The organism is Mesocryomonas fontinalis (genome assembly GCF_055730125.2).
Genome location: NZ_JBUZWG020000012.1, coordinates 46,044 through 72,547, shown reverse-complemented (window position 1 = coordinate 72,547; position 26,504 = coordinate 46,044). Strand labels below are relative to the sequence as shown.

At 68.4% G+C, this 26,504-nt stretch carries 28 protein-coding genes; 19 read left to right on the top strand and 9 right to left on the bottom strand.

The window, feature by feature from the left end; genetic code table 11:
* Nucleotides 1-108 precede the first annotated feature (108 nt).
* From rpmI to ACZL02_RS22910, 13 genes are all read left to right on the top strand, one after another.
* Entirely contained in the window at nucleotides 109-309 is a 201-nt protein-coding gene (gene rpmI, locus ACZL02_RS22970; RefSeq protein ID WP_472932014.1) for a 50S ribosomal protein L35, read from the top strand.
* Nucleotides 310-345: 36 nt separating this feature from the next.
* Entirely contained in the window at nucleotides 346-762 is a 417-nt protein-coding gene (gene rplT / locus ACZL02_RS22965) for a 50S ribosomal protein L20 (RefSeq protein ID WP_472932013.1), read from the top strand.
* 222 nt (nucleotides 763-984) lie between these two features.
* Complete coding sequence (gene pheS, locus ACZL02_RS22960; protein WP_472941029.1) at nucleotides 985-2,079, top strand: phenylalanine--tRNA ligase subunit alpha; 1,095 nt, start codon at nucleotides 985-987, stop codon at nucleotides 2,077-2,079.
* 1 nt (nucleotide 2,080) lies between these two features.
* A complete protein-coding gene (locus ACZL02_RS22955) occupies nucleotides 2,081-2,317 on the top strand; it encodes a DUF4160 domain-containing protein (protein WP_472941028.1) in 237 nt (78 codons plus the stop codon).
* Nucleotides 2,298-2,582 (top strand): DUF2442 domain-containing protein, encoded by a 285-nt coding sequence (locus ACZL02_RS22950; protein ID WP_472941027.1) that lies wholly within the window; start codon nucleotides 2,298-2,300, stop codon nucleotides 2,580-2,582. Before ACZL02_RS22955 ends, ACZL02_RS22950 begins: the two co-directional genes overlap by 20 nt.
* The gene (locus tag ACZL02_RS22945; protein ID WP_472941026.1) at nucleotides 2,582-3,016 is read left to right on the top strand and encodes a hypothetical protein; all 435 of its coding nucleotides are present in this window, start codon (nucleotides 2,582-2,584) and stop codon (nucleotides 3,014-3,016) included. The genes ACZL02_RS22950 and ACZL02_RS22945 overlap by 1 nt, the downstream gene beginning before the upstream one ends.
* 101 nt (nucleotides 3,017-3,117) lie before the next feature.
* Nucleotides 3,118-5,544 (top strand): phenylalanine--tRNA ligase subunit beta, encoded by a 2,427-nt coding sequence (gene pheT, locus ACZL02_RS22940; protein ID WP_472941025.1) that lies wholly within the window; start codon nucleotides 3,118-3,120, stop codon nucleotides 5,542-5,544.
* Between the two features lie 137 nt (nucleotides 5,545-5,681).
* Nucleotides 5,682-6,467 carry a molybdate ABC transporter substrate-binding protein gene (modA, locus tag ACZL02_RS22935; protein WP_472941024.1) on the top strand — a complete coding sequence of 262 codons (786 nt, stop codon included), beginning with the start codon at nucleotides 5,682-5,684 and terminating at the stop codon, nucleotides 6,465-6,467.
* Between the two features lie 122 nt (nucleotides 6,468-6,589).
* Nucleotides 6,590-7,627, top strand: a complete 1,038-nt coding sequence (mepA, locus tag ACZL02_RS22930; protein WP_472941023.1) for a penicillin-insensitive murein endopeptidase — start codon at nucleotides 6,590-6,592, stop codon at nucleotides 7,625-7,627.
* Nucleotides 7,628-7,736: 109 nt separating this feature from the next.
* On the top strand, nucleotides 7,737-8,762 hold the full coding sequence (locus ACZL02_RS22925; RefSeq protein WP_472932005.1) for a glucokinase: 1,026 nt from the start codon (nucleotides 7,737-7,739) through the stop codon (nucleotides 8,760-8,762).
* Between the two features lie 94 nt (nucleotides 8,763-8,856).
* A complete protein-coding gene (locus ACZL02_RS22920) occupies nucleotides 8,857-10,656 on the top strand; it encodes an ABC transporter ATP-binding protein (RefSeq protein ID WP_472941131.1) in 1,800 nt (599 codons plus the stop codon).
* A 26-nt stretch (nucleotides 10,657-10,682) separates the two neighbouring features.
* Complete coding sequence (gene dapB / locus ACZL02_RS22915) at nucleotides 10,683-11,510, top strand: 4-hydroxy-tetrahydrodipicolinate reductase (RefSeq protein WP_472941022.1); 828 nt, start codon at nucleotides 10,683-10,685, stop codon at nucleotides 11,508-11,510.
* 256 nt (nucleotides 11,511-11,766) lie between these two features.
* Nucleotides 11,767-12,387, top strand: a complete 621-nt coding sequence (locus ACZL02_RS22910; protein WP_472941021.1) for a 2,3-bisphosphoglycerate-dependent phosphoglycerate mutase — start codon at nucleotides 11,767-11,769, stop codon at nucleotides 12,385-12,387.
* Here ACZL02_RS22910 and ACZL02_RS22905 read toward each other — a convergent pair.
* From ACZL02_RS22905 to ACZL02_RS22895, 3 genes are all read right to left on the bottom strand, one after another.
* Complete coding sequence (locus tag ACZL02_RS22905) at nucleotides 12,377-13,087, bottom strand: endonuclease III domain-containing protein (protein ID WP_472941020.1); 711 nt, start codon at nucleotides 13,085-13,087, stop codon at nucleotides 12,377-12,379. The genes ACZL02_RS22910 and ACZL02_RS22905 overlap by 11 nt on opposite strands.
* Nucleotides 13,084-13,995 carry a methylated-DNA--[protein]-cysteine S-methyltransferase gene (locus ACZL02_RS22900; RefSeq protein ID WP_472941130.1) on the bottom strand — a complete coding sequence of 304 codons (912 nt, stop codon included), beginning with the start codon at nucleotides 13,993-13,995 and terminating at the stop codon, nucleotides 13,084-13,086. The genes ACZL02_RS22905 and ACZL02_RS22900 overlap by 4 nt, the downstream gene beginning before the upstream one ends.
* Before the next feature lie 137 nt (nucleotides 13,996-14,132).
* Nucleotides 14,133-14,648, bottom strand: a complete 516-nt coding sequence (locus ACZL02_RS22895; protein WP_472941019.1) for a DUF2244 domain-containing protein — start codon at nucleotides 14,646-14,648, stop codon at nucleotides 14,133-14,135.
* Between ACZL02_RS22895 and nth the strand changes: the two genes are divergently transcribed.
* Entirely contained in the window at nucleotides 14,647-15,525 is an 879-nt protein-coding gene (gene nth / locus ACZL02_RS22890; RefSeq protein ID WP_472941018.1) for an endonuclease III, read from the top strand. The genes ACZL02_RS22895 and nth overlap by 2 nt on opposite strands.
* Here the strand turns inward: nth and ACZL02_RS22885 are convergent.
* Nucleotides 15,493-16,263: a sulfate transporter family protein gene (locus ACZL02_RS22885; protein ID WP_472941017.1), complete on the bottom strand. Its 771-nt coding sequence runs from the start codon at nucleotides 16,261-16,263 to the stop codon at nucleotides 15,493-15,495. The two genes, nth and ACZL02_RS22885, sit on opposite strands and share 33 nt — an antisense overlap.
* Before the next feature lie 277 nt (nucleotides 16,264-16,540).
* On the opposite strand from ACZL02_RS22885, the gene ACZL02_RS22880 reads away from it, so the two are divergent.
* From ACZL02_RS22880 to ACZL02_RS22870, 3 genes are all read left to right on the top strand, one after another.
* Nucleotides 16,541-17,554, top strand: a complete 1,014-nt coding sequence (locus tag ACZL02_RS22880; RefSeq protein ID WP_472941016.1) for an adenosine kinase — start codon at nucleotides 16,541-16,543, stop codon at nucleotides 17,552-17,554.
* An 87-nt stretch (nucleotides 17,555-17,641) separates the two neighbouring features.
* Nucleotides 17,642-18,784 (top strand): PQQ-dependent sugar dehydrogenase, encoded by a 1,143-nt coding sequence (locus tag ACZL02_RS22875; RefSeq protein WP_472941015.1) that lies wholly within the window; start codon nucleotides 17,642-17,644, stop codon nucleotides 18,782-18,784.
* Nucleotides 18,785-19,006: 222 nt separating this feature from the next.
* On the top strand, nucleotides 19,007-20,383 hold the full coding sequence (locus ACZL02_RS22870) for an HD-GYP domain-containing protein (RefSeq protein WP_472941014.1): 1,377 nt from the start codon (nucleotides 19,007-19,009) through the stop codon (nucleotides 20,381-20,383).
* Nucleotides 20,384-20,508: 125 nt separating this feature from the next.
* On the opposite strand, the gene ACZL02_RS22865 is transcribed toward ACZL02_RS22870, so the two are convergent.
* Nucleotides 20,509-22,041, bottom strand: a complete 1,533-nt coding sequence (locus tag ACZL02_RS22865; RefSeq protein WP_472941013.1) for a YifB family Mg chelatase-like AAA ATPase — start codon at nucleotides 22,039-22,041, stop codon at nucleotides 20,509-20,511.
* 185 nt (nucleotides 22,042-22,226) lie between these two features.
* The gene (gene gshB / locus ACZL02_RS22860; RefSeq protein ID WP_472941012.1) at nucleotides 22,227-23,180 is read right to left on the bottom strand and encodes a glutathione synthase; all 954 of its coding nucleotides are present in this window, start codon (nucleotides 23,178-23,180) and stop codon (nucleotides 22,227-22,229) included.
* A gap of 125 nt (nucleotides 23,181-23,305) precedes the next feature.
* Between gshB and ACZL02_RS22855 the strand changes: the two genes are divergently transcribed.
* Both ACZL02_RS22855 and ACZL02_RS22850 read left to right on the top strand, forming a co-directional pair.
* The gene (locus ACZL02_RS22855; protein ID WP_472941011.1) at nucleotides 23,306-23,554 is read left to right on the top strand and encodes a type II toxin-antitoxin system prevent-host-death family antitoxin; all 249 of its coding nucleotides are present in this window, start codon (nucleotides 23,306-23,308) and stop codon (nucleotides 23,552-23,554) included.
* On the top strand, nucleotides 23,554-23,985 hold the full coding sequence (locus ACZL02_RS22850) for a type II toxin-antitoxin system VapC family toxin (RefSeq protein WP_472941010.1): 432 nt from the start codon (nucleotides 23,554-23,556) through the stop codon (nucleotides 23,983-23,985). Before ACZL02_RS22855 ends, ACZL02_RS22850 begins: the two co-directional genes overlap by 1 nt.
* A 3-nt stretch (nucleotides 23,986-23,988) precedes the next feature.
* On the opposite strand, the gene ACZL02_RS22845 is transcribed toward ACZL02_RS22850, so the two are convergent.
* The 3 genes from ACZL02_RS22845 to hemW are packed head-to-tail and all read right to left on the bottom strand — an operon-like array spanning nucleotide 23,989 to nucleotide 26,498.
* On the bottom strand, nucleotides 23,989-24,408 hold the full coding sequence (locus ACZL02_RS22845; RefSeq protein ID WP_472941009.1) for a YraN family protein: 420 nt from the start codon (nucleotides 24,406-24,408) through the stop codon (nucleotides 23,989-23,991).
* A complete protein-coding gene (gene rsmI / locus ACZL02_RS22840) occupies nucleotides 24,405-25,313 on the bottom strand; it encodes a 16S rRNA (cytidine(1402)-2'-O)-methyltransferase (protein ID WP_472941008.1) in 909 nt (302 codons plus the stop codon). Before rsmI ends, ACZL02_RS22845 begins: the two co-directional genes overlap by 4 nt.
* Nucleotides 25,314-25,322: 9 nt before the next feature.
* Entirely contained in the window at nucleotides 25,323-26,498 is a 1,176-nt protein-coding gene (gene hemW, locus ACZL02_RS22835) for a radical SAM family heme chaperone HemW (RefSeq protein ID WP_472941129.1), read from the bottom strand.
* Nucleotides 26,499-26,504: the final 6 nt, after the last annotated feature.

The following is a 26,504-nucleotide window of genomic DNA, read 5'->3' as shown; positions in this document are numbered from 1 at the left end:
CGTGGCCGTTCCCAATGCCCCGCGCGACAGTCCGAAATTCTTCGAATTGCTGGCGACCCCGCTCCCCGAGCGGTGACCGCTGCCGCGCTTCCACTCAAGGAGAGCAAAATGCCCAAGATGAAGACCAAGGCGGCCGCGAAAAAGCGCTTCCGCTTCACTGCCAACGGCCGCGTCAAGGCCGGTCCTGCCGGCAAGCGCCATGGCATGATCAAACGCTCCAACGACTTTCTGCGCAACACGAGCGGGACGATGATTCTGTCCAAGCCCGACGAGCGGATCGTCAAGATTTACATGCCGTACAACCGCTAAGCGGCCCGGCAGCGTTAGAGATCAAGGAGCAAGATCATGGCACGCGTTAAAAGAGGCGTCACCTCGCACGCCAAGCACAAGAAGGTTCTCGAGCAGGCCAAGGGTTTCCGCGGCCGCCGGAAGAACACGATCCGCACGGCGCTCGCCGCCGTCGACCGGTCGAAGCAGTACGCGACGCGCGACCGTCGCACCAAGAAGCGCAACTTCCGCGCCCTCTGGATCCAGCGCATCAACGCTGCCGTCCGCGAGCACGGCCTGACCTACGCCCGCTTCATCGACGGCCTGACCAAGACCGGCATCGAAGTCGACCGCAAGGTCATGTCCGACCTCGCGATCCACGAGCCGGAAGCCTTCGCGGCGCTCTGCGCCTCGGCCAAGGCCGCGCTGGACTACCTGAAGGAACAGAACCCCAACTCGTACGAGCGGGCGATCGGCGAAGTACGCGCCGCCTAAGGGCAGCGTAGCTGCCTGAGGCAGCAGGCTTTCCATCGGACTTTCAAAAGGCCCGCCGGCATCTGCCCGCGGGCCTTTTTCTTTGATGGCGATGCCGACCATCGGCCAAAGGGCCAGAACGCTTTTCTTCGCAGGCCCGGCACGTTAGAACCCCGGCAAGGCCGAGAGAGCGTCGTGCGTCCTTGCGGACGGACGACGCTCTGGGCCAATCGACGTACCCGTATGGAGTGGACCGTGACCGATCTTGCAGCGCTCGAGGCGCAACTGACGACCGCCATCGCCGCCGCCTCCGACGAGGCCGCGCTCGAGGCGATCCGCGTCGCCGCGCTCGGCAAGAAGGGCGAGATTTCCGAGCTGCTGAAAGGGCTCGGCAAGATGAGCCCGGACGAGCGTCGCGAAGAGGGACCGAAGCTCAACGGCCTGCGCGACCGCGTGACGGCGGCGCTGGCGGAGCGCCGCGAGGCGCTGGCCGATGTCGCGATCACCGCCCGCCTGGCGGCCGAGACGCTCGACGTCACGCTGCCGGTGCGCGCGACGCCCGCTTCCCGCGGCCGGCTGCACCCGATCAGCCAGGTGATCGACGAGATCACCGCGATCTTCGCCGACATGGGTTTCTCGATCGCGGAAGGGCCGGACATCGAGACCGACCACTACAACTTCACCGCGCTGAACTTCCCCGTCGGCCATCCCGCCCGCGAGATGCACGACACGTTCTTCCTGAACTCCGATGCCAATGGCGAGCGCAAGCTGTTGCGCACCCACACCTCTCCGGTGCAGATCCGCACCATGGAAGCGCAGAAGCCGCCGATCCGCATCGTCATCCCCGGCAAGACCTACCGCCAGGACTCGGACGCCACGCATACGCCGATGTTCCACCAGGTCGAGGGCCTGGTCATCGACAAGTCGGCCAACGTCGCCAACATGAAGTGGGTGCTGACCGAGTTCTGCAAGACCTTCTTCGAGGTCGAGAGCCTCAACATGCGGTTTCGCCCGTCCTTCTTCCCGTTCACCGAGCCGAGCCTCGAGGTGGACATCCAGTGCGACCGTTCCGGCTCGGAGATCCGCTTCGGCGAGGGCACCGACTGGCTCGAAATCCTCGGCTGCGGCATGGTGCACCCGAACGTCCTCAGAGGCGTCGGCCTCGACCCGGCGGAGTACCAGGGTTTCGCCTGGGGCATGGGCATCGACCGCATCGCCATGCTGAAATACGGCATGCCGGACTTGCGCGACTTCTTCGACGCCGACGTGCGCTGGATCGAGCATTACGGTTTCCGCCCGCTCGACGTGCCGACGCTGTTTGGTGGCTTGAGCAGCTGACATGCCGACGCTGCTGCGGTGGAAGGGATATCGCTTCTTCTTCTACTCGGCAGATGGTTGGGAGCCCCCGCCTATCCACGTCATGCGCGATGGGCGGGAAGCAAAGATCTGGCTGCGGGACTTCCGCCTCGCAGCCAATGCCGGTCTCTCCGACCGGGACCTCGGCGAGGTGCTGAAGGTTGTTCGAGACAAGCAGGCAGAGTTCCTGGAGGTCTGGCATGAGCATTTTGGACGTTGACGTCGAAGCGACACAGCCGGTGGAGGCGAGTTGCCACGACGGGGCGTTGAGGGTCCGCCTGCAGGATGGGCGGGAGCTCAGCGCGCCGCTCTGGTGGTACCCGCGTCTTCTTTCGGCCGATGCCGTATCGCTGTCCCTGATCGAGCTGTCGCCGATGGGCCTGCACTGGCCGGCGATAGACGAAGATATTTCGGTCGCCAGCATCCTGCGCGGCCAGAAGGCGCCGGGGGCAATTGCGCCCTCGCGCAACGCGGCGGGGTCCTGATGTCCATCCGACTGATCTTCCTGGAAGCGATCGGCGTCGTCTGCGGCGCGGTGATCGGGGTGCTGGTGTTCCTGATCCTCGCCTGGCTGTTCGCCGGCGACTATCTCGCCCTCATCGACACTTTCGGCGGCATCGCGGTCGCCGTGGTGGTCAGCGTGATCTTCGCCGTCTTCTACCACTACATGTCGCAGACGCCGGCAGCGCTCGCCTCGTTCTTCGTCGGCTTCGCGCTGCCGGTGGCGATCGGCGCGATGATGATCGGCAATGCCGCGACGACGATCGGCCCCTTGCTGGCGGTCTTCGGCTTCGCCCTCTCGGCGCTTCTCGTCTACCGCTTCGTCTTCACCCAGGCTGCCGGTCGTGCGCCGATCGCTACGGTCGAGGCGACGCCGGCGCCGCTGCCGCCGACAGATTCCCCGCGGGGCCCGTTCTGATCGACGGCGCCGGCCTGCCCGTCAGGCCGCAGCGCCACCGGTCCCCGCAACATCCGTTCCGCCGCGCTCAACCGCGGCCGCTGACCTGAGGTCGACGACACATGAAATTCACGCTCTCCTGGCTGAAGGACCATCTCGAGACCGAGGTCCCGCTTGCCGCGCTCTGCGACAGGCTGACCGCGCTCGGCCTCGAGGTCGACGGGATCGACGACAAGGCCGCGATGCGGCCGTTCCGCATTGCCCGCGTGCTCAGCGCCGAGCGCCATCCCGATGCCGACAAGCTGCAGGTGCTGATGGTGGATGCCGGGCCCGAGGTGAACGGCGGTAAGCCGCTGCAGGTGGTCTGCGGCGCGCCGAACGCCCGCGCCGGGCTCGTCGGCGTGCTCGGCCTGCCCGGCACCTACGTGCCCGGCCTCGACGTGACGCTCGGCATCGGCAAGATCCGCGGCGTCGAGTCCAACGGCATGATGTGCTCGGAGCGCGAGCTGCTGCTCTCCGACGAGCACAACGGCATCATCGACCTCCCCGCCGATGCCCCGGTCGGCACGGCCTTTGCCGACTACGCCGATCTCGCCGATCCGGTGGTGGAGATCGGCCTGACGCCGAACCGGCCGGATGCCACTGGCATTCACGGCATCGCGCGCGATCTCAACGCCGCCGGCCTCGGTAGGCTGAAGCCGCTCGACGTCGCGCCTGTGGCCGGCAATGGCCCTTGCCCGGTCACGGTGACGCTAGACTTCCCCGGGGGTGACAGTCTCTGCCGCGGCTTCGCGCTGCGCAAAGTGTCGGGCGTCAAGAACGGCCCCTCGCCGGACTGGATGCAGAAGCGGCTGCTGGCGATCGGCCTCCGCCCGATCTCGGCGCTGGTCGACATCACCAACTACCTCACCTTCGACTGCGGCCGCCCCCTGCACGTCTTCGACGCCGCCAAGGTCTCGGGCGGCTTGGTGGTGCGGAGTGCCCGGGAGGGCGAGACCATCCTCGGCCTCGACGGGCGCACCCACGCGCTCACGCCCGGCATGTGCGTCATCGCCGACGACAAGGGCGTCGAGTCCATTGCCGGCATCATGGGCGGCGAGGCGTCAGGCTGTGACGAGGGCACCACCGACGTGCTGATCGAATCGGCGCTGTGGGAGCCGCTGAACGTCGCCCGCACCGGCCGGGCACTCGGCATCATCACCGATGCCCGCTACCGCTTCGAGCGCGGCGTCGACCCGGACTTCATGGAGCCGGGACTGGAACTCGCGACGCGGCTGGTGCTGCAGATCTGCGGCGGCACCGCCACCGATGTCACCGTCACCGGCAAGACGGCGCCGGAGCGGCGCTCGATCCGGCTCGCCTTCACCGAGGTCGAGCGGCTGACCGGCCTCGCCGTGTCGGCGGAGGAGCAGACCGGCTTCCTCACCCGTTTGGGCTTCGAGGTGACCGCCGACGGGACAAGCGCCGACGTCGTGCCGCCGACCTGGCGGCCGGACGTCGAGGGCAGCGCCGACCTCGTCGAGGAGGTGATGCGGATGAAGGGCGTCGACCTCATCGAACCGCGGCCGCTCGCCCCGCTCGGCTCGGTCAACGGCCGCATCCTGACGACGCCGCAGATCCGCGACAAGGCTGCGCGCCGGGCACTCGCCGCCCGCGGCATGGTCGAGGCGGTGACCTATTCCTTCGTGCCGGAAGCCCATGCGAAGGCCTTCGGCGGCGGCGCGGAGACGCTGCGGCTGGCCAACCCGATCTCGGCCGACCTCTCGGACATGCGCCCCTCGCTGCTGCCGAGCCTGATTGCCGCCGCCGGCCGCAACGCCGCGCGCGGCAATCCGGACGTCGCGCTGTTCGAGGTCAGCCATGTCTACGCGTCGGACCTGCCGGACGGGCAGCGGCGCGTCGCCGGCGGCATCCGGCGCGGCACGGCGGGCCTTGCCGGCGCCGGACGGTTCTGGAGCGGCAATGCCGCGCCCGTCGGCGTCTACGATGCCAAAGCCGATGCGATCGCAGCGCTCGAAGCCGCGGGCGCGCCAGTCGCCAACCTGCAGATCGAGGCTGGGGCCAGCGCCTGGTACCATCCCGGCCGCTCCGGCCGGATCAAGCTCGGCCCGAAGGTCGTGCTGGCCGAGTTCGGCGAGTTCCATCCGCGGACCCTCAAGACCATGGGCGCCACCGGTGCCTTCGCCGGCTTCGAGGTGTTTCTCGGCGAGATCCCCGAGCCGAAGCGCAAGGCCACGCGCACCAAGCCGGTGCTCAACCTGTCGAGCTTCCAACCGGTGCGGCGCGACTTCGCCTTCGTCGTCGACGCCGCCACCGAGACGCAGAAGATCCTGCGCGCGGTCGAGGGCGCCGACCGCAAGCTGGTCTCCGAGGTCCGGGTGTTCGACATCTTCGTCGGCGCAGCACTCGGCGACGACAAGAAGTCGGTGGCGGTCGAGCTCACGCTGCGGCCGATGGAGCGCACGCTGACGGACGAGGAGCTGGAGGCGGTGTCGGCGAAGATCGTCGCGCAGGTGGCGAAGGCGGCAGGCGGCGTGCTGCGGACCTGACGCCGGTGAGGGCGGAGCCGCGCCCACAACTCTCCGGCGATGCCGCCCGGCCCCTGCGCCTTTTCGTCGCATTCTCCTTCTAGGTGCATTTCTGCCCCGGCCTCGGTCGGGGCAGAACGCATTTGGGAGGAAATCGCATGCTTCATATCTCCAGGCTTTCCGGGACCGCCGTCGCGGGTCTTGCCGCCCTTGTCCTCTCGACGGTCTCGCCGCTGGCGGCCGAGATCCACGTCATGGCTTCCGGCGGACTGACGGCGGCCTACAAGGAGGTCCTGCCGGCGTTCGAAGCGGCGTCGAAGCACGACGTCGAGAGCGCCTATGGCGCCTCGCAAGGCGGTGCCTCCGACTCGATCCCCAGCCGGCTGAAGCGCGGCGAGCCGGCCGACGTCGTCATCATGGCGTCCGGTGCGATGGACAAGTTGATCGAGGCCGGCGAGGTGGTGCCCGGCAGCCGCGTCGATCTGGCGAACTCGCTGATCGGCGTCTCCGTGCGCAAGGGTGCGCCGAAGCCCGACATCTCCTCGGCCGAGGCCCTCAAGAAGACGCTGCTCGACGCCAAGTCGATCGCCTATTCCGCCAGCGCCAGCGGGACGTATCTGTCGGAGGAGCTGTTTCCGCGCCTCGGCGTGATGGAGGCGATCAAGGACAAGGCGAAGCGGATCGAGAGCGAGCGCGTCGGGACCGTGGTCGCCCGTGGCGATGCCGAGCTCGGCTTCCAGCAGGTCTCCGAACTGCTGCCGATCGAGGGCCTGGATTTCGTCGGGGTGCTGTCGGACGACGTGCAGAAGGTCACGGTCTTCTCGGCCGGCCTCGTCGTCGGGTCGAAGCAGCCGGAAGCGGCCAAGGAGCTGATCGACTTCCTCGCGTCCAAGGCGGCCGCCCCGGCGATCGAAAAGAGCGGAATGACGCCGGTTCTCCCCTGAGCCACCCGCCAGCTTCGCGCAGGCTTTCCGGCGCCAGTGTCGCCGAAGGTCACGAAAAGGTCCCACCCCGCGTGCACGTCATGCGGGATGGGAGCCGGCGCGACGCCGACGGGGTGCAGGGCATGAGCAGGAAAACGCTGAACCGGGTCGCGGGCATCGCGACCCTTGCCGCCACGGTGCTTGCCGCGCTCGCACTGGGCGGCCTTCCGGCCGCAGCACAATCCGTGCCGGCCAAGCAGCTGTTCGGCGCGGCGCAACTGCCCGCGGCGATGCCGACCGAAAGCCTCGGCTTCTATTCCAAGGGTTGCATTGCCGGCGCCGTGGCGCTGCCGATCGACGGACCGACCTGGCAGGAAATGCGCCTCTCGCGCAACCGCCGCTGGGGGCACCCGGCGATGATTGCCTTCCTCGAGCAGTTCTCCAAGGACTCGGCCGCCAAGGGCATCTGGCCCGGCATCCTCGTCGGCGACATCTCGCAGCCGCGCGGCGGGCCGATGGCCTCGGGACACGCCTCGCACCAGATCGGCCTCGACGCCGACATCTGGTTCCAGCCGATGCCCTCGCCGCGCCTGACGGCCGCGGAGCGCGAGGACTTTCCGTTCCGCTCGGTGCTGCGGAAAGGCACGTTCCAGGTCGATGACCGCGTGTGGAACAAGAGCTACGAAAACATCCTGAAACTGGCCGCGGTGAACCCGAAGATCGAGCGGATCTTCGTCAACCCCGGGGTCAAGCGCAAGCTCTGCCAGACCGTCGGCGGCGACCGCTCCTGGCTGAGCAAGGTCCGGCCGATGTACGGGCACGACGAGCATTTTCACGTCCGGCTCACCTGCCAGGCGGGTTCGCCCGGCTGCGAGGCGCAGGACCGGCCCTCGAACAACGACGGCTGCGGCGATCTCGACTACTGGTTCAACGTCGCCCTGAAGCCGCCGAAGCCCGGCTCGCCGCCGCCGAAGCCGCGGGCGCCGCTGATGATGTCGGCGATGCCGAAAGCCTGCCGCGTCGTGCTCAACGCCCCGGACGGCGGAGGCACCGCCTATGCCGCGACGACGCGCCCGGCCTTGACGCCATCGGCGACCACCGCCTTGCCCGCCTCCGCCGCAGGCTTTGCCCCGACGCCGCCGCAGAGCGTGCCGATCCCCTCGTCCCGGCCGCTGCAATAGGCCGAGCACCGGACAGGTTTTGCCTTGGAGGACCGACCGGTCAGGCTTTGCTTTCGACGGTGAATGCGATAATCCGCGGGCTTACCAATCGATTTAAGGCAGGTAGTCCATGTCCCTGACGCTCGACAGCAGCCAGGCCCTGAAGTTTCCGATCCTGATCGGCGACATCGGCGGCACCAATGCCCGCTTCGCGCTCCTCGTGGATGCCTTCGCCGAGCCGAAGACCTTTCCGGTGGTGAAGACCGCCGACTTCGCGACGCTCGACGACGCGATCCAGGCGACCGTGCTCGACAAGACCTCGCTGCAGCCGAAGTCGGCCGTGCTGGCGGTCGCCGGACCGATCGACGGCAATGAGATCGCGCTCACCAACTGCGCCTGGGTGGTGCGGCCGCGCGGCATGCTGCAGACCCTCGGCCTGCACGAGATCATCGTCCTCAACGATTTCGAGGCGCAAGCGCTGGCGGTCTCCTCTCTGCCCGAGCGTTCCCGCCAGAAGATCGGCGGCGGCACGCCGCACGAGGGCGCGAGCCGCGTCGTCGTCGGCCCCGGCACCGGCCTCGGCGTCGCCGGTCTGGTGCGGGCCCGCAAGATGTGGATCCCGGTCGCCGGCGAGGGCGGACACATCGACATCGGCCCGCGCAGCGACCGCGACACCGCCATCTGGCCGCATCTCGAAACCATCGAGGGCCGGGTCTCGGCCGAGCAGGTGCTGTGCGGCCGCGGGCTCGTCAACATCTACGACGCGCTGTGCAAGGTCGACGGCGTGGCACCGGTCTATACCGATCCGGCGGAGATCACCGAGGCCGCATCGAGCCGCCGCAACGACCAGTCGGGCGAGGCGGTCGAGCTCTTCGCCACCTATCTCGGGCGGGTCGCCGGCGATCTCGCGCTGGTCTTCATGGCACGGGGCGGCGTCTACATCGGTGGCGGCATCTTCCAGCGAATCATCCCGATTCTGAAGCAGGAGAGCCTTCGCCAAGCCTTCGAGGACAAGGCGCCGCATTCGGCGCTGATGCGCGAGATCCCGCTCTACATCATCACCGAGCCGCTGGCGGCGCTGTCGGGCCTCGCGACCTTCGCCCGCACGCCCCGCTTCTTCGGCATCGAGACCACAGGCCGCCGCTGGACGGCCTGACCCCGGCTTCGCGCATAGGCAGGACGCGCCTGAGAGGCTATAGACGCCGGATCGAGTGTTCCGGACGGCATAGCCCAGCGTGAAAAAACCCAAGATTTCCCTGACCGACCACCGCGAGCGTGGTCTCGTCATCCGGCTGTTGAAGCGCGTGATCGCCGAGAACGGCCGCGACTATCTCGGCCAGTACGCCATCGCGGTCGGCTGCCTCGTCGTGGTGTCCGGCGCGACCGCCTTCCTCGCCTGGATCATGCGCGACGTGATCGACCAGATCTTCGTCGAGCAGAACCGCGCGCTGCTGTTCGCCTTGCCCATCGCCATCTTCCTCACCTTCCTGGTGCGCGGCGTCGCGACCTATTTCCAGGGCGTGATCCTGTCGCGGATCGGCAACAACATCGTCGCCCGCTACCAGCGGCGGCTGTTTCGCCACCTGACCGAGCTGTCCGTCGACTTCTTCGGCGAGAACCGCTCGGCGCATCTCGCCGCGCGCATCAACCAGAACGTCTCCGGCATCCGCGACACGCTGAACCTCACGGTCACCTCGATCGCCCGCGACCTCCTGACGCTGGTCTTCCTGGTCGGAGTGATGATCTTCCAGGATCCGGTGCTGTCGGGCATCGCGCTGCTCGCCGGGCCGCCGGTGGCCTGGATGATCTCCAGCCTGTCGAAGAAGCTGCGGGTCGCGACGCGCCAGTCGATCGACCTCAACGCCCGCGTCCTCGCCTCCATGCAGGAGACGGCGCAGGGCATCACCGTGGTGAAGGCCTTCACCATGGAGGAGACGCTGCGCGCCCGCATCGAGACGCTGATCCTGGCGGCCGAAAGCCGCTCGAACCGCATCGCGGCGATCACCGAGCGGTCGGGCCCGGTGACCGAGACGGTCGCGGGCATCGCGGTGGCGGCGGTGATCGGCTATTCCGGCTATCGCGCCATCGAGCACGGCTATTCTCCCGGCTCGATGTTCGCCTTCATCACCGCGCTGCTGCTCGCCTACGATCCCGCACGGCGTCTCGCCAAGCTGCAGGTCCAGCTCGAGCGGGCGCTGGTCAACGCCCAGATGATCTACGAGATCCTCGACCTGAAGCCCCGCCAGCCGGATGCCCCGGACGCCAGAGTGCTGGCGGTCGATCGCGGCGAGATCGTCTTCGAGGACGTCGACTTCGGCTATTATCCGGAAGAGCTCGTGCTGCGGAAGCTGAGCTTCCGGGCGCCCGCCGGCAAGACGACGGCGCTGATCGGCTCGTCGGGCGGCGGCAAGTCGACGGTGATCTCGCTCGTCCAGCGTTTCTACGACGTGGCCGAGGGGCGGATCCTGGTGGATGGCGAGGACATCCGCGACGTTACCAAGGCGTCGCTCCGCGGCAACATCGCCTATGTCTCGCAGCAGCCCTACCTGTTCGAGGGCACGATCCGCGACAACATCCGCTACGGCCGGCCCGACGCGACCGATGCGGAGATCGAGGCGGCGGCGAGCCTTGCGCAGGCGACCGAGTTCATCCTGACCCAGCCGAACGGCTTCGACACGCCGCTCGGCGAGAACGGCACGACGCTGTCGGGCGGTCAGCGCCAGCGCCTCTCGATCGCCCGCGCGCTGGTGCGCAACGCGCCGATCCTGCTGCTCGACGAGGCCACCTCGGCGCTCGACAACCGGTCGGAGACCCTCGTGCAGGCGGCGCTCGACACGGTGATGAAGGGCCGCACCACGCTCGTCGTCGCCCACCGTCTGTCCACCATCGTCGGCGCCGACCAGATCCTCGTCATCGATGGCGGCGAGGTGGTCGAGCGCGGGACGCACAGCGAGCTGCTCGGCCGGCAGGACGGGCTCTATTCGAAATTCCACGGCCTTCAGCCGCGTGACCACCATGCCGCGGCGCTCGCCGCATCGGTGACGCGCTGACCGCCTGATCTCAAGGGGAGCGTTCGATGGACGCGATGAAACTGGTCGTCGTCGGCGCCGCCGGGCGGATGGGACGCATGCTGGTGCTGACGATCGACGCCGTTGAAGGCGCGGTGCTGCATGCCGGGATCGAGCGGGACGGCTCGCCGGCGCTGGGCGCTGACGCCGGCCAGCTCGCCGGCCTCCCGCCGTCGGGGGTCATCATCACCAGCGACATCGCGCAGGCGCTTGCCGGCGCCGACGGGATCGTCGACTTCAGCACGCCCTCCACATCGGTCGCCCTCGCCCGCCATGCGGCGGACGCCGGCATCGTCCACGTCATCGGCACCACCGGCTGCTCGCCCGAGGACGACGCCGCGATCGCCGAGGCGGCGCAAGGCGCGGTCATCGTCAAGTCGGGCAATATGAGCCTCGGAGTGAACCTTCTCGCCAGCATGGTCGAGCTGGCCGCGCGCGCGCTGCCGGAGGAGGATTTCGACATCGAGATCCTGGAAATGCACCACCGCCACAAGGTGGACGCCCCCTCCGGCACGGCGCTTCTGCTTGGCCAGGCCGCCGCCACCGGCCGCCTGGTGGATCTCAGTGAAGCCTCCGTCCGCGTGCGGGACGGTCATACCGGCCCCCGCCCGGCCGGCGCCATCGGCTTTGCCACGCTGCGCGGCGGCTCGGTAATCGGCGAGCACAGCGTGATCTTTGCCGGCCAAGGCGAGCGGATCGAGTTCGTCCACCGCGCCGAGGACCGCGCGATCTTCGCCCGCGGCGCGCTGCGGGCAGCGCTCTGGGCCCGCGGCAAGGCTCCCGGCCTCTATTCGATGCGCGACGTGCTCGGTCTCGGCACAACACGCCAAGACTGACCGTCGCCGTCCTTGGTCGCCTCAGGGCGTCGCTGTCCGGCAATACCGGGGTCTCCATCGCATCGGAGCCGGCATTCCTGCCTGTCGCGAGGCACACGCGAAACTTGCGCAGGTGAGGCGGATGGTCATCGCAACTCTTCCCAAGCGGCGCGGCTTGCGGCAAAACCACGTCTGGGCCGCGATTCATGGTCCGACCCGTCATTCGCTTCTGCCGAGAGCGACGGGCCCTCGTCGATCCGGCTGGCTGGAGTGAAGCATGACCCGCACCCTCGTCCTCGTCCGCCATGGTCAGAGCGAATGGAACCTTCAGAACCTCTTCACCGGCTGGAAAGACCCCGATCTCACCGACAAGGGCGTCGAGGAGGCCCGTACCGCCGGACGACGCCTGCGCCAATACGGGCTGCATGTCGGCACCGCCTTCACCAGCGAGCTGTTCCGCGCCCAGCGCACCCTCAGCCTGCTGCTCGAGGAGCTCGGCCAGCCGCACATCCCGACCATCCGCGACGTCGCTCTCAACGAGCGTGACTATGGCGAGCTCTCCGGGCTGAACAAGGACGATGCCCGCGCCAAGTGGGGCGAGGATCAGGTGCACATCTGGCGCCGCTCCTACGACATCGCCCCCCCCGGCGGCGAGAGCCTGAAGGATACCGGCGCCCGCGTCTGGCCCTATTACATCCACAACATCCTGCCGAAGGTACTGTCGGGCGACAACGTCATCATCGCCGCGCACGGCAACTCGCTGCGCGCGCTGGTCATGGCGCTGGAGGGCATGAGCCCCGCCGACATCGTCGCCGAGGAGATCGCGACCGGCATCCCGATCGTCTACCGGCTCAACGCCGATTCGACCGTCGCCGAGAAGGCCGTCCTCAGCGCCTGACCGGCGCGCCCGGTTCGCCCTCGTTCCGGACGGCGGCGTACCAGCGGCAGAGATCGGTAAGGAAGCAGGCCTCGCACTGGGGCCGGCGTGCCTGGCAGACCGCCTTGCCGAACTGGATCAGCCAGAAATGACCGTCCGCGCGGGCAAAATCCGGGGCGTCCCGGTCCAGCTGCCGCGCGGTCTCGTCGGCGGTCTTCGCCGCCGTCAGGCCGATGCGGTTGGCGACGCGAAAGACATGCGTATCGACGGCGATGACGTCCTGCCCGAAACTGAAGCTCAAGACGATGTCGGCACATTTGCGCCCGACGCCCGGCAACGCCATCAGGCCCTCGCGGGTGTCCGGCACGACGCGCCCGTGCTCGGCGATCAAGGTCCGGCAGAGCGCGAGGATATTCTTCGTCTTCATGTTGTAGAGGCCGCAGGGCTTGATCGCCGCGGCGATCTCACGCTCTGAAAGCTCGAGCATCGCCTCCGGCGTCCGCGCCAGCGCGAACAGCTGCTCGACGGCCAGCGCGGTGTTGGCGTCGCGGCTCTGGGCCGAGAGAATGCAGGAGACCACCGAGCGGAACGGATCCGGCTGGTCCTTCGGCCCCTTCGCCGTCGGCGTGCGGCCGGGCATCTCAGCCCTGAGACGCCGGAAGGCCTCGGCTGCTTCCTCGGCACCCAGGCGTCCCCATGCTGCCACGGGCGTCGACGTCATGCGCGCGACAACAGGCCGGCCTCCCAGCCGAGCATTGCGCGCTTGCGGGCGATGCCCCAGTGATAGCCGGTGAGCGCGCCGGACTTGCCGACGACGCGGTGACACGGGACCACGAAGGAGATCGGGTTTCGCCCGACCGCCGCCCCGACCGCGCGGGCCGCCTTCGGCATGCCGACCGCTTCGGCGACGGTCGAATAGCTTGTCGCCCGACCGACCGGCACCGTCAGCAGCGCTTGCCAGACCCGGATCTCGAAATCCGTGCCGATGAGGACGATGCGCAGCGGCGCAGCCTCCTGCCACTCCGCCGGCCGGAAGCTGCGGTCGGCGATCCCCGCGATCTTCGCATCGTCGCGGGTGAAGGCAGCCATCGGCCAGCGCCGCACCATGTCCTGAAAGGCCAGAGCGTCGCCCGCCTCGCCGCCCTCGGAAAAGCCGATGCCCGCGAGGCCCCTGTCGGTCGCGACCACCACCGCGCGGCCGAAAGGCGAGGCCGCAAAGCCGTAGACGAAGTCGATGCCCGCGCCGCGCGCCTTATAGAGGCCGGGCGACATCGCCTCGTGCTTGACGAAGAGATCGTGCAGCCGCGACGGCCCGGACAGGCCGACGTCGAAGGCGGCATCGAACAGCGAGGCGCCCTCGCCGAGCAGGCGCCGCGCGTGGTCGATCGTCACCGCCTGCAGGAAGGCTTTTGGCGAAAGGCCGGCCCAACGCTGGAACAGCGCCTGCAACGCCTCGGGCGGCAGGTCGACGGCCTCCGCGATCTCGGCGAGCGAGGGCTGGGCGCGATATTCGGTGGAGATGAACTCGATGGCCTGGCGAACGACCGCATAGTCGGAGCCCGACGGCGCCGGGGCGACAGCGTCGTCGAGCAAAGTGCGGCGGGCCGGAAGCTGCGTGGTAGCGGACATCTGGGACATGGTGAAACTCCTATCGTCGCCGCGACAACAGCACCTGTTCCCAAAAGTCGCTACCCGATTTCCGGCGGGGTCCATCAGGCGCTCGGCACCTATTAGGCGCTCGGCGCCTATTAGGCGCTCGGCGCTTATCAAGCGTTGCGGGCCTTCTGCAAGGCGCGCCCGAAGGCGGTGGCGAAACTCTCGCGGTCGTCGGGGTTGAGGAACCCTCCGATCTCCGTCGAGCGGCCCTGCCCGCTGACGGCCATGCGGGTAATGCCGATCTCGTCGTGGCGCGCGACCTGGAACCGCGCCCAGAACGGATTGAAATGGGCTTCCTGCACCACCCCGCGCGGCGAGACCTTGCGCACCAGGAGATCGGTGCGCGAGACGCAGACCTCCTCCCTGGCCTTGGCCGAGCGGTAGCTGGCCTTGAAGGCCAGCCAGACGAGCGCGACGTCGAGGCCGAAGAAGCCGACCACCGGCCAGGCGCCCTCGATGAGGAAGCCGAGGCTCGTGCCGAGGCTGACGACGCCGAGGAATGCCATCAAAATCGTGAAGCCACGCTTGCCGAGCGAGCGGTAGGGGACCAGCAAGGCGCTGAAGATCGGCGCGTCGGCGCTGGTCTCGCTGGCGGTCGTGTCGTCCGGGGATGCGTTGTCAGCCATGGGTCAAGCTCGCTATATCCCGACCATGCCAGAAAAACCGCCTCTCGCCAAACCGCCCCGGTCGCCCCGCGCCAGCGACATCTCGTCTCGCCCTGCCGCAGCGAAGCCGGCACAGAAGCGGGCGCCCCGCCTGCCCTATGCGAAAGCGGACATCGCCGAGATATTCCGCCGGTTCGAGATCCAGCGGCCGGAGCCAAGGCCCGAACTCGAATACCGCAACGCCTTCACCTTGCTCGTCGCCGTCGTGCTCTCGGCCCAGGCGACCGATGTCGGGGTCAACAAGGCGACCCGCGCCCTCTTCGATGCCGCCGACGACCCTGCCGCCATGTTGGCGCTCGGCGAAGAGCGGGTGCGGACCTTCATCCAGTCGATCGGCCTCTACAGGACCAAGGCGAAGAACGTCATCGGCCTCTCCCGCATGCTCGTCGAGGAGCATGGCGGCGCGGTGCCGGTCGACCGCGCCGCGCTGGAGGCGCTCCCGGGCGTCGGCCGCAAGACGGCAAACGTCGTCCTCAACACCGCTTTCGGCGAACACACGCTGGCGGTCGACACCCACATCTTCCGGCTGGGCAACCGGCTGCGCCTCGCGCCGGGCAAGACGGTGGAAGAGGTCGAGCAGAATTTTCTGCGCATCATCCCGCCGCAGTACCTTCGCCACGCGCACCACTGGCTGATCCTGCACGGCCGCTACGTCTGCAAGGCGCGCAAGCCCGAATGCGCGATCTGCATCATCGCCGATCTCTGCAAGGCGGCGGAGAAGACCTCGGACGTGCCGGCGCTGCTGGTGCCGATCCCGCCGCTGCTGCCGGACACGCTGCTGCCGGATGCGCTGCTGCCGGACACGCTATCGCTCCAGCCGGACGGCATCGTCTCCTGAAAGCCGCGCCCCGGAAGGCGCCGCCAGCGGCGGCAGGCCATGCTCTCGCGCCGACACGCGCTGGTGCAGGTGCACCATCATTGCCGCGGCGAACAGCGGCGTCAGCAGGTTGAGGAAGGGCACCGCCATGAAGGCGGCGATCAGCAGCCCGGCGCCGAAGACCGTACCGGCATAGCGGCCGCGCAGGGCCTTGGCCTCGCCCTCGCCGCGATAGCGCATCGCCGCGAACTCGAAATACTCCCGGCCGAGGAGATAACCGTTCACCACGAAGAAGGCCGCGATGTTGATCCCCGGCACGAGCAGCAGGAAGAGCGCGAGGACGTTGCCGAGAATGACGATGCCGAAGAACTTCGCCGACAGCACCAGACCGGGCAGGAACGCCATCGCCGTGCCGGCCCGGGAGGCAGGATAGGCGTCGCGCTCGACCACTTCCGCGACGTCGTCGAGGAACAGCGAGGCGATCAGCGCGGAGATCGGTCCGATCAGGAAGGCGAGGAGCACGGCGAGCATCAGCCCGCCAACCCAGCCTGCCGCGGTCGACATCTGGTCGATCCAGGCCGGCATGTCCGGCATGAGCCGTGCCAGCGTCGGCAGGATCGCCGACTGGAACAGCGCCTCGATGCCGAACCAGAGCGCCACCAGCACCACGACGGACAGGCCGAGCGACTTCCAGAGCGCGGCGCGAAAAGGCGCGGAGAAGAGGGCGCCGAGCGCTGCGAAGGCCGAAGCGAAGATCATCTGACACTCCAGGAGGGCCCGGCGGGAACCGGTCCGTCCTGAGATAGGCGGGGGCAGGTGTGGCGGCAATGCCGCTGCCCTTGCCAGCCCTCCGGTACCCGACCCCTTGCCCAGATCCGGCACCCTGCACCCAGCGACTGGCCAGACGCCCCGCCCGACGATCCGGCGGCCGGCCTGGCAACGGCCTGGCACCCAATCCGGCACCGCCGCGCACCGGCGTCTCGCCATGCCGTCGCATTCCCGCTAAGGCATGCGGCAACCAGATGAGGATGGCGCCATGACCGACTACGACGTGCTGACGATCGGCAATGCCATCGTCGACATCATCGCCCAGAGCGACGACGAGTTTCTCGTCGCGCACGCCGTGCAGAAAGGTGGCATGACGCTGATCGACGCTGCGCGGGCCGAAACGCTCTACGGCGCGATGGGCCCGGCGGTGGAGACCTCCGGCGGCTCGGCCGCCAACACGGTGGCCGGCGTCGTCAGCCTCGGCGGCACCGGCGCCTACATCGGCAAGGTCTCGCGCGACGCGCTCGGCACCATCTTCACCCACGACATCCGCGCCCAGAAGGTGCGCTACGACACCGCACCGCTCAGCGGCGAGCCACCGACCGCCCGCTCGATGATCCTCGTCACGCCGGACGGCGAGCGCTCGATGTCGACCTTCCTCGGCGCGTGCGTCGAACTCGGCCCCGACGACATCGACGAGGCGCTCGTCGCCGCGGCGAAGGTGACGTATTTCGAGGGCTATCTCTGGGATCCGCCACTGGCCAAGGAAGCCATCCGCAAGGCGGCCGCGATCGCCCACGCCAATGGCCGCGAGGTGGCGATGACGCTGTCGGACGCCTTCTGCGTCCACCGTTACCGCGCCGAGTTTCTCGAGCTCATGCGCTCGGGCACGGTCGACATCGTCTTTGCCAATGAGAGCGAGGCGCTGGCGCTGTACGAGACCGAAGACCTCGCCTTGGCCCTGCAGCGGATCGGCGAGGATTCCAAGCGCCTGGCCGCGGTCACCCGCAGCGAGAAGGGCTGCGTGATCGTCGAGGGCGGGAAGACGACGGAGGTCGCGGCAGCGCCCCTGGCGCGGCTGCTCGACACCACCGGCGCCGGCGACCTCTTCGCCGCCGGCTTCCTGCGCGGCTACACCGCCGGGCTGCCGCACCAGCAGAGCGCGATCCTCGGGACGATCGCCGCCAGCCACATCATCGAGCAGATCGGCCCGCGCCCGCAGCAGCAGCTGCAGCGCCTGCCGGCCGCCCGCGCGATCCTCGACACCATAGCGCCGGCATAAAGCCGGGATCACGATAGCGCCAGAACGCTTGGCATCGGCCGTGACCGGACAGAGGTAGGAAGGACCAGCCCCTTTCAGGAGACCTCGATGACCCGGTTCCTTCTCCTCGCCCTCGGTGCCACCGCGCTGTCCGCTGTCCCGGCCGCTGCCGTCGACCGCTCGGTCGACAGTGCTGCGGGAACCCTGCGGGTTACCACGCTGACCGAAGGCTTGACGTCGCCCTGGGGCATGGAGTTTCTGCCCGGCGGCACGCTTCTGGTGACCGAAAAGGGCGGGGCTCTGCGCCTGGTCTCGCAGGAGGGAGCCGTCGGCGAGCCGATCGGCGGCCTGCCAGAGATCGATGCGGGCGGTCAGGGCGGGCTTCTCGACGTCGCCCTGGATCCAGACTTCGCTGACAACCGCTTGGTCTATCTCAGCTATTCCGAAGCGGGCGACGGCGGCAACTCGACCGCGGCCGGCCGCGGCACGCTGTCTACGGACGGCACCCGGATCGAGAACTTCCAGAAAATCTTCACCCAGCTGCCGAAATACGAGGGCAGCAAGCATTTTGGCTCGCGCATCGTCTTCGGTCCCGAGGGCCACCTCTTTCTCGGCCTCGGCGAACGGTCCGACACGCCAATCCGCGAGGGGGCACAGAGGCTCGACAACCATCTCGGCAAGGTGGTGCGGATCAACCGCGACGGCACGGTGCCAAATGACAACCCGTTCGTCGCAACCGAGGGTGCCCTGCCAGAGATCTGGTCCTACGGGCAGCGCAACATCCAGGGCGGCGCCCGCCATCCCGAGACCGGGGCCATCTGGTTTTCCGAGCACGGCCCGAAGGGCGGCGACGAGGTGAACGTCGTGGAGCCCGGCCGGAATTACGGCTGGCCGGTCGTCTCCTACGGCGTCAACTACAACGGCACGCCCGTCGGCTCCGGCCAGGCGACCGGCGAAGGCTTCACTCCGCCCATCCACCAATGGACCCCGGTGATCGGCGCGTCCGGCATGGAATTCTACACCGCCGACACGATCCCGGCCTGGAAAGGCAGCGCCTTCTTCGGGGGCCTCGCGAGCACCGACCTGGTGCGCCTCGGGCTCGACGGCACGACCGTGACGGGCGAGGAGCGCCTGTTGAAGGAACTGGGCCTGCGCATTCGCGATGTGAAGCAGGGTCCGGACGGTGCGCTTTACGTGCTGGCCGAGGACAGCGGCGAAATCCTGCGCATTGCGCCGGAGAACGCTGGCTAGCCCGGCAAGGGACCGTGTCCCGGGATGTCGGCAGGAGGATAACGCAGCCTCTCCCTGCCGGCGCCGGGCAATGGTTGACGCCGGTGTTCCGGCCCGCTGATCGATAAAAAGCTTCGTATTCGTAGGGCTTTCACCATTGTGGCAAGAGGGTGGCGGCACGATACGCTGCTTTAATATCGGGAAGGCAAAAAGGGCAGGTTCGCTGCTCAGGACCCCGATCCCATGCCCTCCCCGATCAATGCCATCGTCGCAGATCTCAGTCCCTCCGACCTCCTCGGCGCGCTCAGCCACGCGCTCGATCTGACGGAGGGTCAGCCGATCGGCCACTGCGTTCGCGCGACGTGGATCGGCATGAACGTCGGGCGGGAGATGGGATTGTTGGAAGCCGAGCTCTGGGAACTCTACTACGCCGTTATGCTGAAGGACCTCGGGTGCTCGTCGAACGCGGCGCGCATCTGCGAACTCTATCTCGCCGACGATATCGGCTTCAAGCGCGACTTCAAAACGGTCAGCGACAGCCTGCCAAAAGTCCTTGGCTTCGTCTTTTCGCATACGGGCCTGAATGCTGGTTTGACCGAGAGGCTGCGGACCATTCTGAGGATCATGAAAGGCGGCGGCGAGATCGCCAACCGACTGATCGAGACCCGCTGCCAGCGCGGTGCGGAGATCGCGGCGCAGTTGCGCTTTCCCGAGCCCGTGTGCCGGGCGATCCACTCGCTCGACGAACACTGGAACGGGGCGGGCCGTCCGGATCATCTGGCCGGCGATGCGATCCCGGTCTATGCGCGGATCGCCCTCCTCGCCCAGGTCGTCGACGTCTTCCACCGCTCCGACAGCCGGGCGGCGGCGATCGCCGAGGTCACGGCACGCACCGGCACCTGGTTTGATCCCACGGTGGCCGCCGCCTTTGCCCGGGTCTCCCGTTCGGAGGACTTCTGGGCCATGCTGGACGCGCCCGACGTCGATGCAGCGGTCCGCCGGCTGGAGCCGCGCCGGGCGGTGATCGTCGTCGACGAGGACTATCTCGACGACATCGCCCGCGCTTTCGCGCAGGTGATCGACGCCAAAAGTCCCTTCACGTCGGGGCATTCCGAGCGGGTCGCCGTCTATGCCGACATGATTGCCACCGAGATGGGCAAGCCTGCCGGCGAGCGGCGCTGGCTGAAGCGAGCGGCGCTTCTGCACGACATCGGCAAGCTCGGCGTCTCCAACGCGATCCTCGACAAGAAGGGCCCGCTCGACGAAGCCGAGTGGCGGTCGATGCGAGACCATGCCGCCATGTCCGAGAACATCCTGCAACGGGTTCCCGCCTTCGCCGCGATGGCGCGGATCGGCGGCGCCCACCACGAGCGTCTCGACGGCAAGGGTTACCCCCGCGGCCTTGCTGGCGCCGAGATCGATATCGAGACCCGGATCGTCAGCGTCGCCGACGTCTTCGACGCCCTGACGGCGCACCGCCCCTACCGCGCGGCGATGGCGATCGACGCCGCGCTCGCGTTGATGCGCCGCGACGTCGGCACCGCCTTCGACCCGGTCTGCTTCGCCTTGCTCGAACGCGCCCTGGCCGGCATCGAGAACGATCTGGCGCGCGCTGCCTGAGCTGGGGGCAAACGCTGTCGCACTCGTGCCAGCATTTCGGTCGGTCCAAGCGATAAAGGCTGCAGGGCTGTTTTTGCTGGTGCGTCCGACGTCTCTCGCGTAGCGCGGGTAGGACACACCGCCGCTCACGCTGCCGCCCTCAGCCGTTCGCCGGCAACGCGGTAGGAGATCGCCTCGGCGAGGTGCACGCGGCGCACGGTTTCGTCGCCATCGAGATCGGCAAGCGTCCGGGCGACTTTCAGGATGCGGTGATAGGCGCGGGCCGAGAACTTCATCTGCTCGGCCGCATCGCGCAACAGACGGGCACCCGGCTCGTCCGGCGCGGCGACGGTCTCGATGAGCGCCGCCGAACAGGTTGCGTTCACGGTGGCGGCGGCCATTCCGAGCCCCTCGTATCGCTCCCTCTGGATCAGGCGGGCGGCTTCGACGCGCGCCTTCACGGTCGCCGAATTTTCCGCTGGCGCAGGGCGGATCAGATCGAAGGCGGTGACCGCCGGCACATCGACGCGCAGGTCGATCCGGTCGAGCAGCGGCCCGGAGAGGCGCGCCTGGTAGTCCGCCGCGCAGCGCGGGCCGCGGGCGCAGGAATGTCCGGGCTCCCCCGCCATGCCGCAGCGGCAAGGGTTCATCGCCGCCACCAGCTGGAAATGGGCGGGATAGGTGACGCGGTGATTGGCCCGGGCGATGACGCTCTCGCCGCCCTCGAGCGGCTGGCGCAGCGAATCCAGCACCACCGGCGAGAACTCCGGCAGCTCGTCGAGGAAGAGCACGCCGCGGTGCGCCATCGACACCTCGCCCGGCCGCGCCCGCAGCCCGCCGCCGACCATGGCGGCCATCGAGGCTGAATGGTGCGGCGCGCGGAACGGCCTACGGTCCGACAGCTTGCCGCCGGCAAGCTCGCCGGCGATCGAGGCGATCATCGACACTTCCAGGAGTTCGCGCGGCGTCAGCGCCGGCAGGATAGACGGCAGGCGCTGCGCCAGCATCGACTTGCCAGAGCCCGGGGGCCCGATCATCAAGAGGTTGTGGCCGCCGGCGGCGGCGATCTCCAGCGCCCGCTTGGCGACGATCTGCCCCTTGATCTCGCAGAGGTCGGCGAGATTGTCCGGCGCGGCGCGGATCGCCGGCGCCGGCCGCGATAGAACCTGGGTACCCCGGAAATGATTGGCGAGCTGGATCAGGCTGCGCGGCGCGAGGATCGCCATGTCGGCGCTGGCCCAGGCCGCCTCCGAACCGCAGGCGGCCGGACAGATCAGCCCGAGACCGAGGGCATTCGCCCCCATCGCCGCCGGCAGCACGCCGGCGACCGTCGCGATCATACCGTCCAGCGAGAGTTCGCCGAGCACCATGAAGTCCGCCAGCGCATCGGACGGGATGGCGCCGAGCGCCGCCATAAGCCCGAGCGCGATCGGCAGGTCGTAGTGCGAGCCCTCCTTCGGCAGGTCGGCCGGCGCCAAGTTGACGGTGACCTTCTTCGGCGGCATCGAGAGGCCCGAGGCGTGCAGTGCTGCCTGCACACGCTCGCGGCTTTCGGCCACCGCCTTGTCCGCGAGCCCGACGATCTGGATGCCGACCTTGCCGGGCGCGATCATCACCTGGACGTCGATCGGGATCGCCTCGACACCCTGGAATGCCACCGTCCTGACCCGAGAGACCATGCCGCGCCCCACCGGAAAGGCGCCGGCCGAGGTTACAACCCGCCGCGATCACCACAACCCGAACGCTAGCTGAGATCTACCAACGCAACAAGAACAGGAAGGGAACAAAGACGGTGGCCGGCCACCGAGATCGCATAGGCCTCGGTGGTACGCATGTCGCCTGCCCTGATCCGGCGCGCGGGCGCTCAGCTTCGGGTGGCGGAAACCTTGGTCTCGATCGCGTCCCAGAGGAGGCTGGCGATATCCGCTCCCCCAAAAGCCTTCACCTCGCGGATGCCGGTCGGCGAGGTGACGTTGATCTCGGTCAGATAGTCGCCGATCACGTCGATGCCGACGAAGAGCAGGCCGCGCTCCTTCAGCGACGGTCCGATCCGCGCGCAGATCTCGCGCTCGCGTTCCGTCAGTTCGGTCGCCTCGGCTCTTCCGCCGACATGCATGTTGGAACGCGCATCGCTCTCGGACGGCACGCGGTTGATCGCGCCAGCAAACTCGCCATCGACCAGAATGATGCGCTTGTCGCCCTTGCGCACGTCTTTCAGGTAGCGCTGGACGATGAAGGGCTCGCGGAACAGGAGGCCGAAGGTCTCCATGAAGGAGGTGAGGTTGCGGTCCTCCTTGGTGATGTGGAAGACGCCGGCGCCGCCATTGCCATAGAGCGGCTTCATCACGATCTCGCCGAACTCGGCGCGGAACGCGGCGACCTCGAGCGGATCCTTGGTGATCAGCGTTTCCGGCATCAGGTCCGGGAATTCGGTGACGAAGATCTTCTCCGGCGCATTGCGCACCGAGGCGGGATCGTTGACCACCAGCGTCTTCGGGTGCACCCGCTCGAGGATATGGGTCGAGGTGATGTAGGCCATGTCGAAGGGCGGGTCCTGGCGCAGCAGCACCACGTCGGTGTCGGCGAGGTCGATGCGCTCGACCGGCCCGAGGGTGAAGTGATTGCCCTCCTCCTCGCGCAGTTCCATCCGCTCGGCGCGCGCCGTCGCCCGGCCGTCGCGCATCGACAGGCGCTCTGGCGTGTAGTGGTAGAGGCTATGGCCGCGCCGCTGCGCTTCCAAGGACAGCGCAAACGTGCTGTCTCCCTTGATCGAGATCGACGAGACATGGTCCATCTGGACCGCGACGGTAAGGGCCATGGGGCACTCCTTCGGGCATGGTTCGCAGCGGAGGTAGCGGGGAAGCGGCCCGCTGGCAATCGCGGCAGCGGTGAACAGGCCGGGATGTGCTACACTGGCCCCGTCCGCGGCAAGGAGTCGAGATCATGGACTGGCGCATTGAAGATGCCGAGAACCAGCTTGGAACGGTCATCGACCGTGCCCTCAGCGAGGGACCGCAGACGATCCGGCGGGAAGACGCGGCGGTGGTGGTGGTCAGCGCCGCGGAATACCAACGGCTGTCGGAGAAGAGATCCCCCATCAAACGGGTCTTGTTCGAAGGCCCATCACTCGAAGGTCTTGATCTCAGCCGGGACAAGTCGCTGCCACGGGATATCGACTTCGGCACCCGATAATGGCTTGTATCCTCCTCGATACGTGCGTGTTGTCGGAAATTCGGCATCCCCAAGGCAATTCCGGTGTGAAGTCGTCGGTCGAGCAGATCGTCGACAGCGATATCTTCGTCAGCGTCATCAGTTTCGAGGAAATTCGCAGAGGCATCCTATTGATGCCGGCGGGACGCCAAAGTGCAGAACTTGCCGATTGGCTAGCCGATCTCGAAGCGACGCTCGCACGGCAAACTTTATCGGTCGACCTCTACGTTGCCAGGAGATGGGCCGAACTGACGGTTTCATGCCGGAAGAAAGGACGCCAAATCGCCACGGCGGACGGGCTCATTGCTGCAACTGCGCTCGAAAACGGCCTAACCGTCATGACCCGCAACGTCCGCGACTTCGAGCCGACGGGGGTCGCGCTCGTCAACCCCTGGCTTCCGACGCCCGGCTGATCCTCACCGCCCTCGCCAGGCATCCTTCACGTGCACCGGCCAGCGCCGCGGCAGCACGGCGACGATGTCGAAGCGCAGGCTGAGGCGGGCGTGGTCGCGCTGGCGGGCGAGCCAGAGGTCGGCGGCGGCCTCGATGCGGCGCTGGGCGGCGGGCCCGACCGAGTCCATCGCGGCCGTGAGGGTCGCGCGGGCCTTCACCTCGACGATGGCGATCAAGTCGCCGCGGCGGGCGATGAGGTCGATCTCGCCGAGCGGCGTGCGGTGGCGGACGGCGAGGATGCGGAAACCCTTGAGCCGGAGTGCCCAGGCCGCCAGCCACTCGCCGCGATGGCCCTTGCGGAACCGTTGCCGCCGCTCGCCCTTGCCCGGCGACGCAGGCGCAGGCGCGGGCGAGCGACGGCCGGCGGGCGGGACGGGTTTCATCCCGGCGTCTTCAGCTGCAAAGCGCGGGCGTAGAGGTCGCGGCGGGACAGGCCGGTCAGACGGGCCGCTTCCTGCGCCGCCTTGGCCGGCTTCATCTCCGCCATCAGCCCGGCGAGGATGGTGTCGGCGTCGGCCTCGCTTGCTGCCGCCTCCGCGGCCGGCGGGGCGATGCAGACGACGATCTCGCCGCGCACCCGCTCCATCGACTCGAAATCGGCGGCCAACTGTGAGAGCGCCCCGCGGTAGATCGTCTCGAAGGTTTTCGTCAGCTCTCGGCAGACCGCCGCCTGGCGCTCAGCACCGAAGACCATGGCCATGTCGGCGAGGCTGTCGGCGATGCGGTGCGGCGCCTCGAAGAGCACGATCGTGCCGGGAATGCGCGTCAGCTCCTCCAGCCGCGCGCGACGGGCCCCCTGCTTCTGGGGCGGGAAGCCGGCGAAGAAAAAGGCATCGGACGGCAAGCCCGAGGCGAGCAGCGCCGACAGCACGGCGGACGCGCCGGGGATCGGGATCACCGGAATGCCGGCCTCGATCGCCTGGCCGACGAGCCGGAAGCCGGGGTCGGACACCAGCGGCGTGCCGGCATCGGAGACCAGCGCGACGCTCTGCCCGGCCTGGAGGTCGGCGAGCAAGGCCGCGCCGGACTCCTCGGCATTGTGCTCGTGATAGGCGAACATCCGCCGCTTGATGCCGTAGCGCGACAGCAGCGTCGCCGTGACGCGGGTGTCCTCGCAGGCGAGACGGTCGGCGCCGGCGATGATCTCCAGTGCCCGCAGCGTGATGTCGCCGAGGTTGCCGATCGGCGTCGCCACGAGATAGAGGCCGGGCTCAGGCTTCTGGCCGGCAAACCGGTGGTCGCGGACGCTGAAACCGCGCTCCGGCGTATGGTCGGGATCGATGCTCATTGCCGGAGCCTAGCAGAGATCGGCGACGACGGCGTCGAGCACCAGCATTCCGGCCGGCGTCGCGCGCAGCCGGTCGGGCCCGAGCCGCTCGACCATGCCGTGGGCGCGGAGGTCCGCCTCGCTGACCGGGTCGATGTCGCGGCCGGTGAGCCGGCGCCAGCGCTTGAGGTCGATGCCCTCGGTGAGGCGCAGGCCCATCAGCAGCAATTCGTCGGCCTCCTCGCTGGGCGTCAGGAGGTCGTCGGTGACGACGCCGGAATCCCAGTCCTCGACCATCTTCAGCCAGGTCTCGGGGTGCCGCTCGGTCGCTACCGCGTACCGGCCACCCTCGCCCATCAGCCGTCCGTGCGCGCCCGGCCCGACGCCGGCATAGAGGCCATAGCGCCAGTAGGTCAGGTTGTGCCGGGACTCAGCGCCGGGCACCGCATGGTTGGAGATCTCGTAGGCCGGCAGGCCGCGTGCGGCGGTCAGCTGCTGGGTCGCTTCGTAGAGCGCCGCCGACAGCTCGCCGTCCGGCACCGGCAGCTTGCCGGCCTTGCGCAGGGCGTGGAAGGGCGTGCCTTCCTCGATGGTCAGCTGGTAGAGCGAGAGGTGGTCGGCGGCGAGGTCGATCGCCTCGGTCAGCTCGGCCTCCCAGCCCTCGACCGTCTGGCCCGGCCGGGCATAGATCAGGTCGAAGGACAGCCGCGGAAAGATCTCGCGGGCGAGTGAGATCGCTCCCTTGGCCTGGTCGACATTGTGCAGCCGGCCGAGGAATTTGAGATCGCGGTCGTTCAGCGCCTGGACGCCGAGCGAGACGCGGTTGACGCCCGCCGCGCGGTAGCCGCGGAACCGCTCGGCCTCGACGCTCGACGGGTTGGCCTCGATGGTGATCTCGGCGTTCGCGTCGACCGGCCAGGCCTTGGCGATGGCATCGAGGATCGCGCCGACGGTCTGTGGGCGCATCAGCGACGGCGTGCCGCCGCCGAGGAAGATCGAGGTGACGCGCTCACCGGACGAGCGCCTCGCCATCTCGGCGATCTCGCGGACGAAGGCGGCGGTGTAGCGCTCCTGGTCGATCGCCTGGTGACGGACATGGCTGTTGAAGTCGCAATAGGGGCATTTGGCGGCACAGAACGGCCAGTGCACGTAGACGCCGAAGCCCGGCTCGCGTGCTACCGGCGGAAACGTCCGGACGTTCCCCATCGCCAG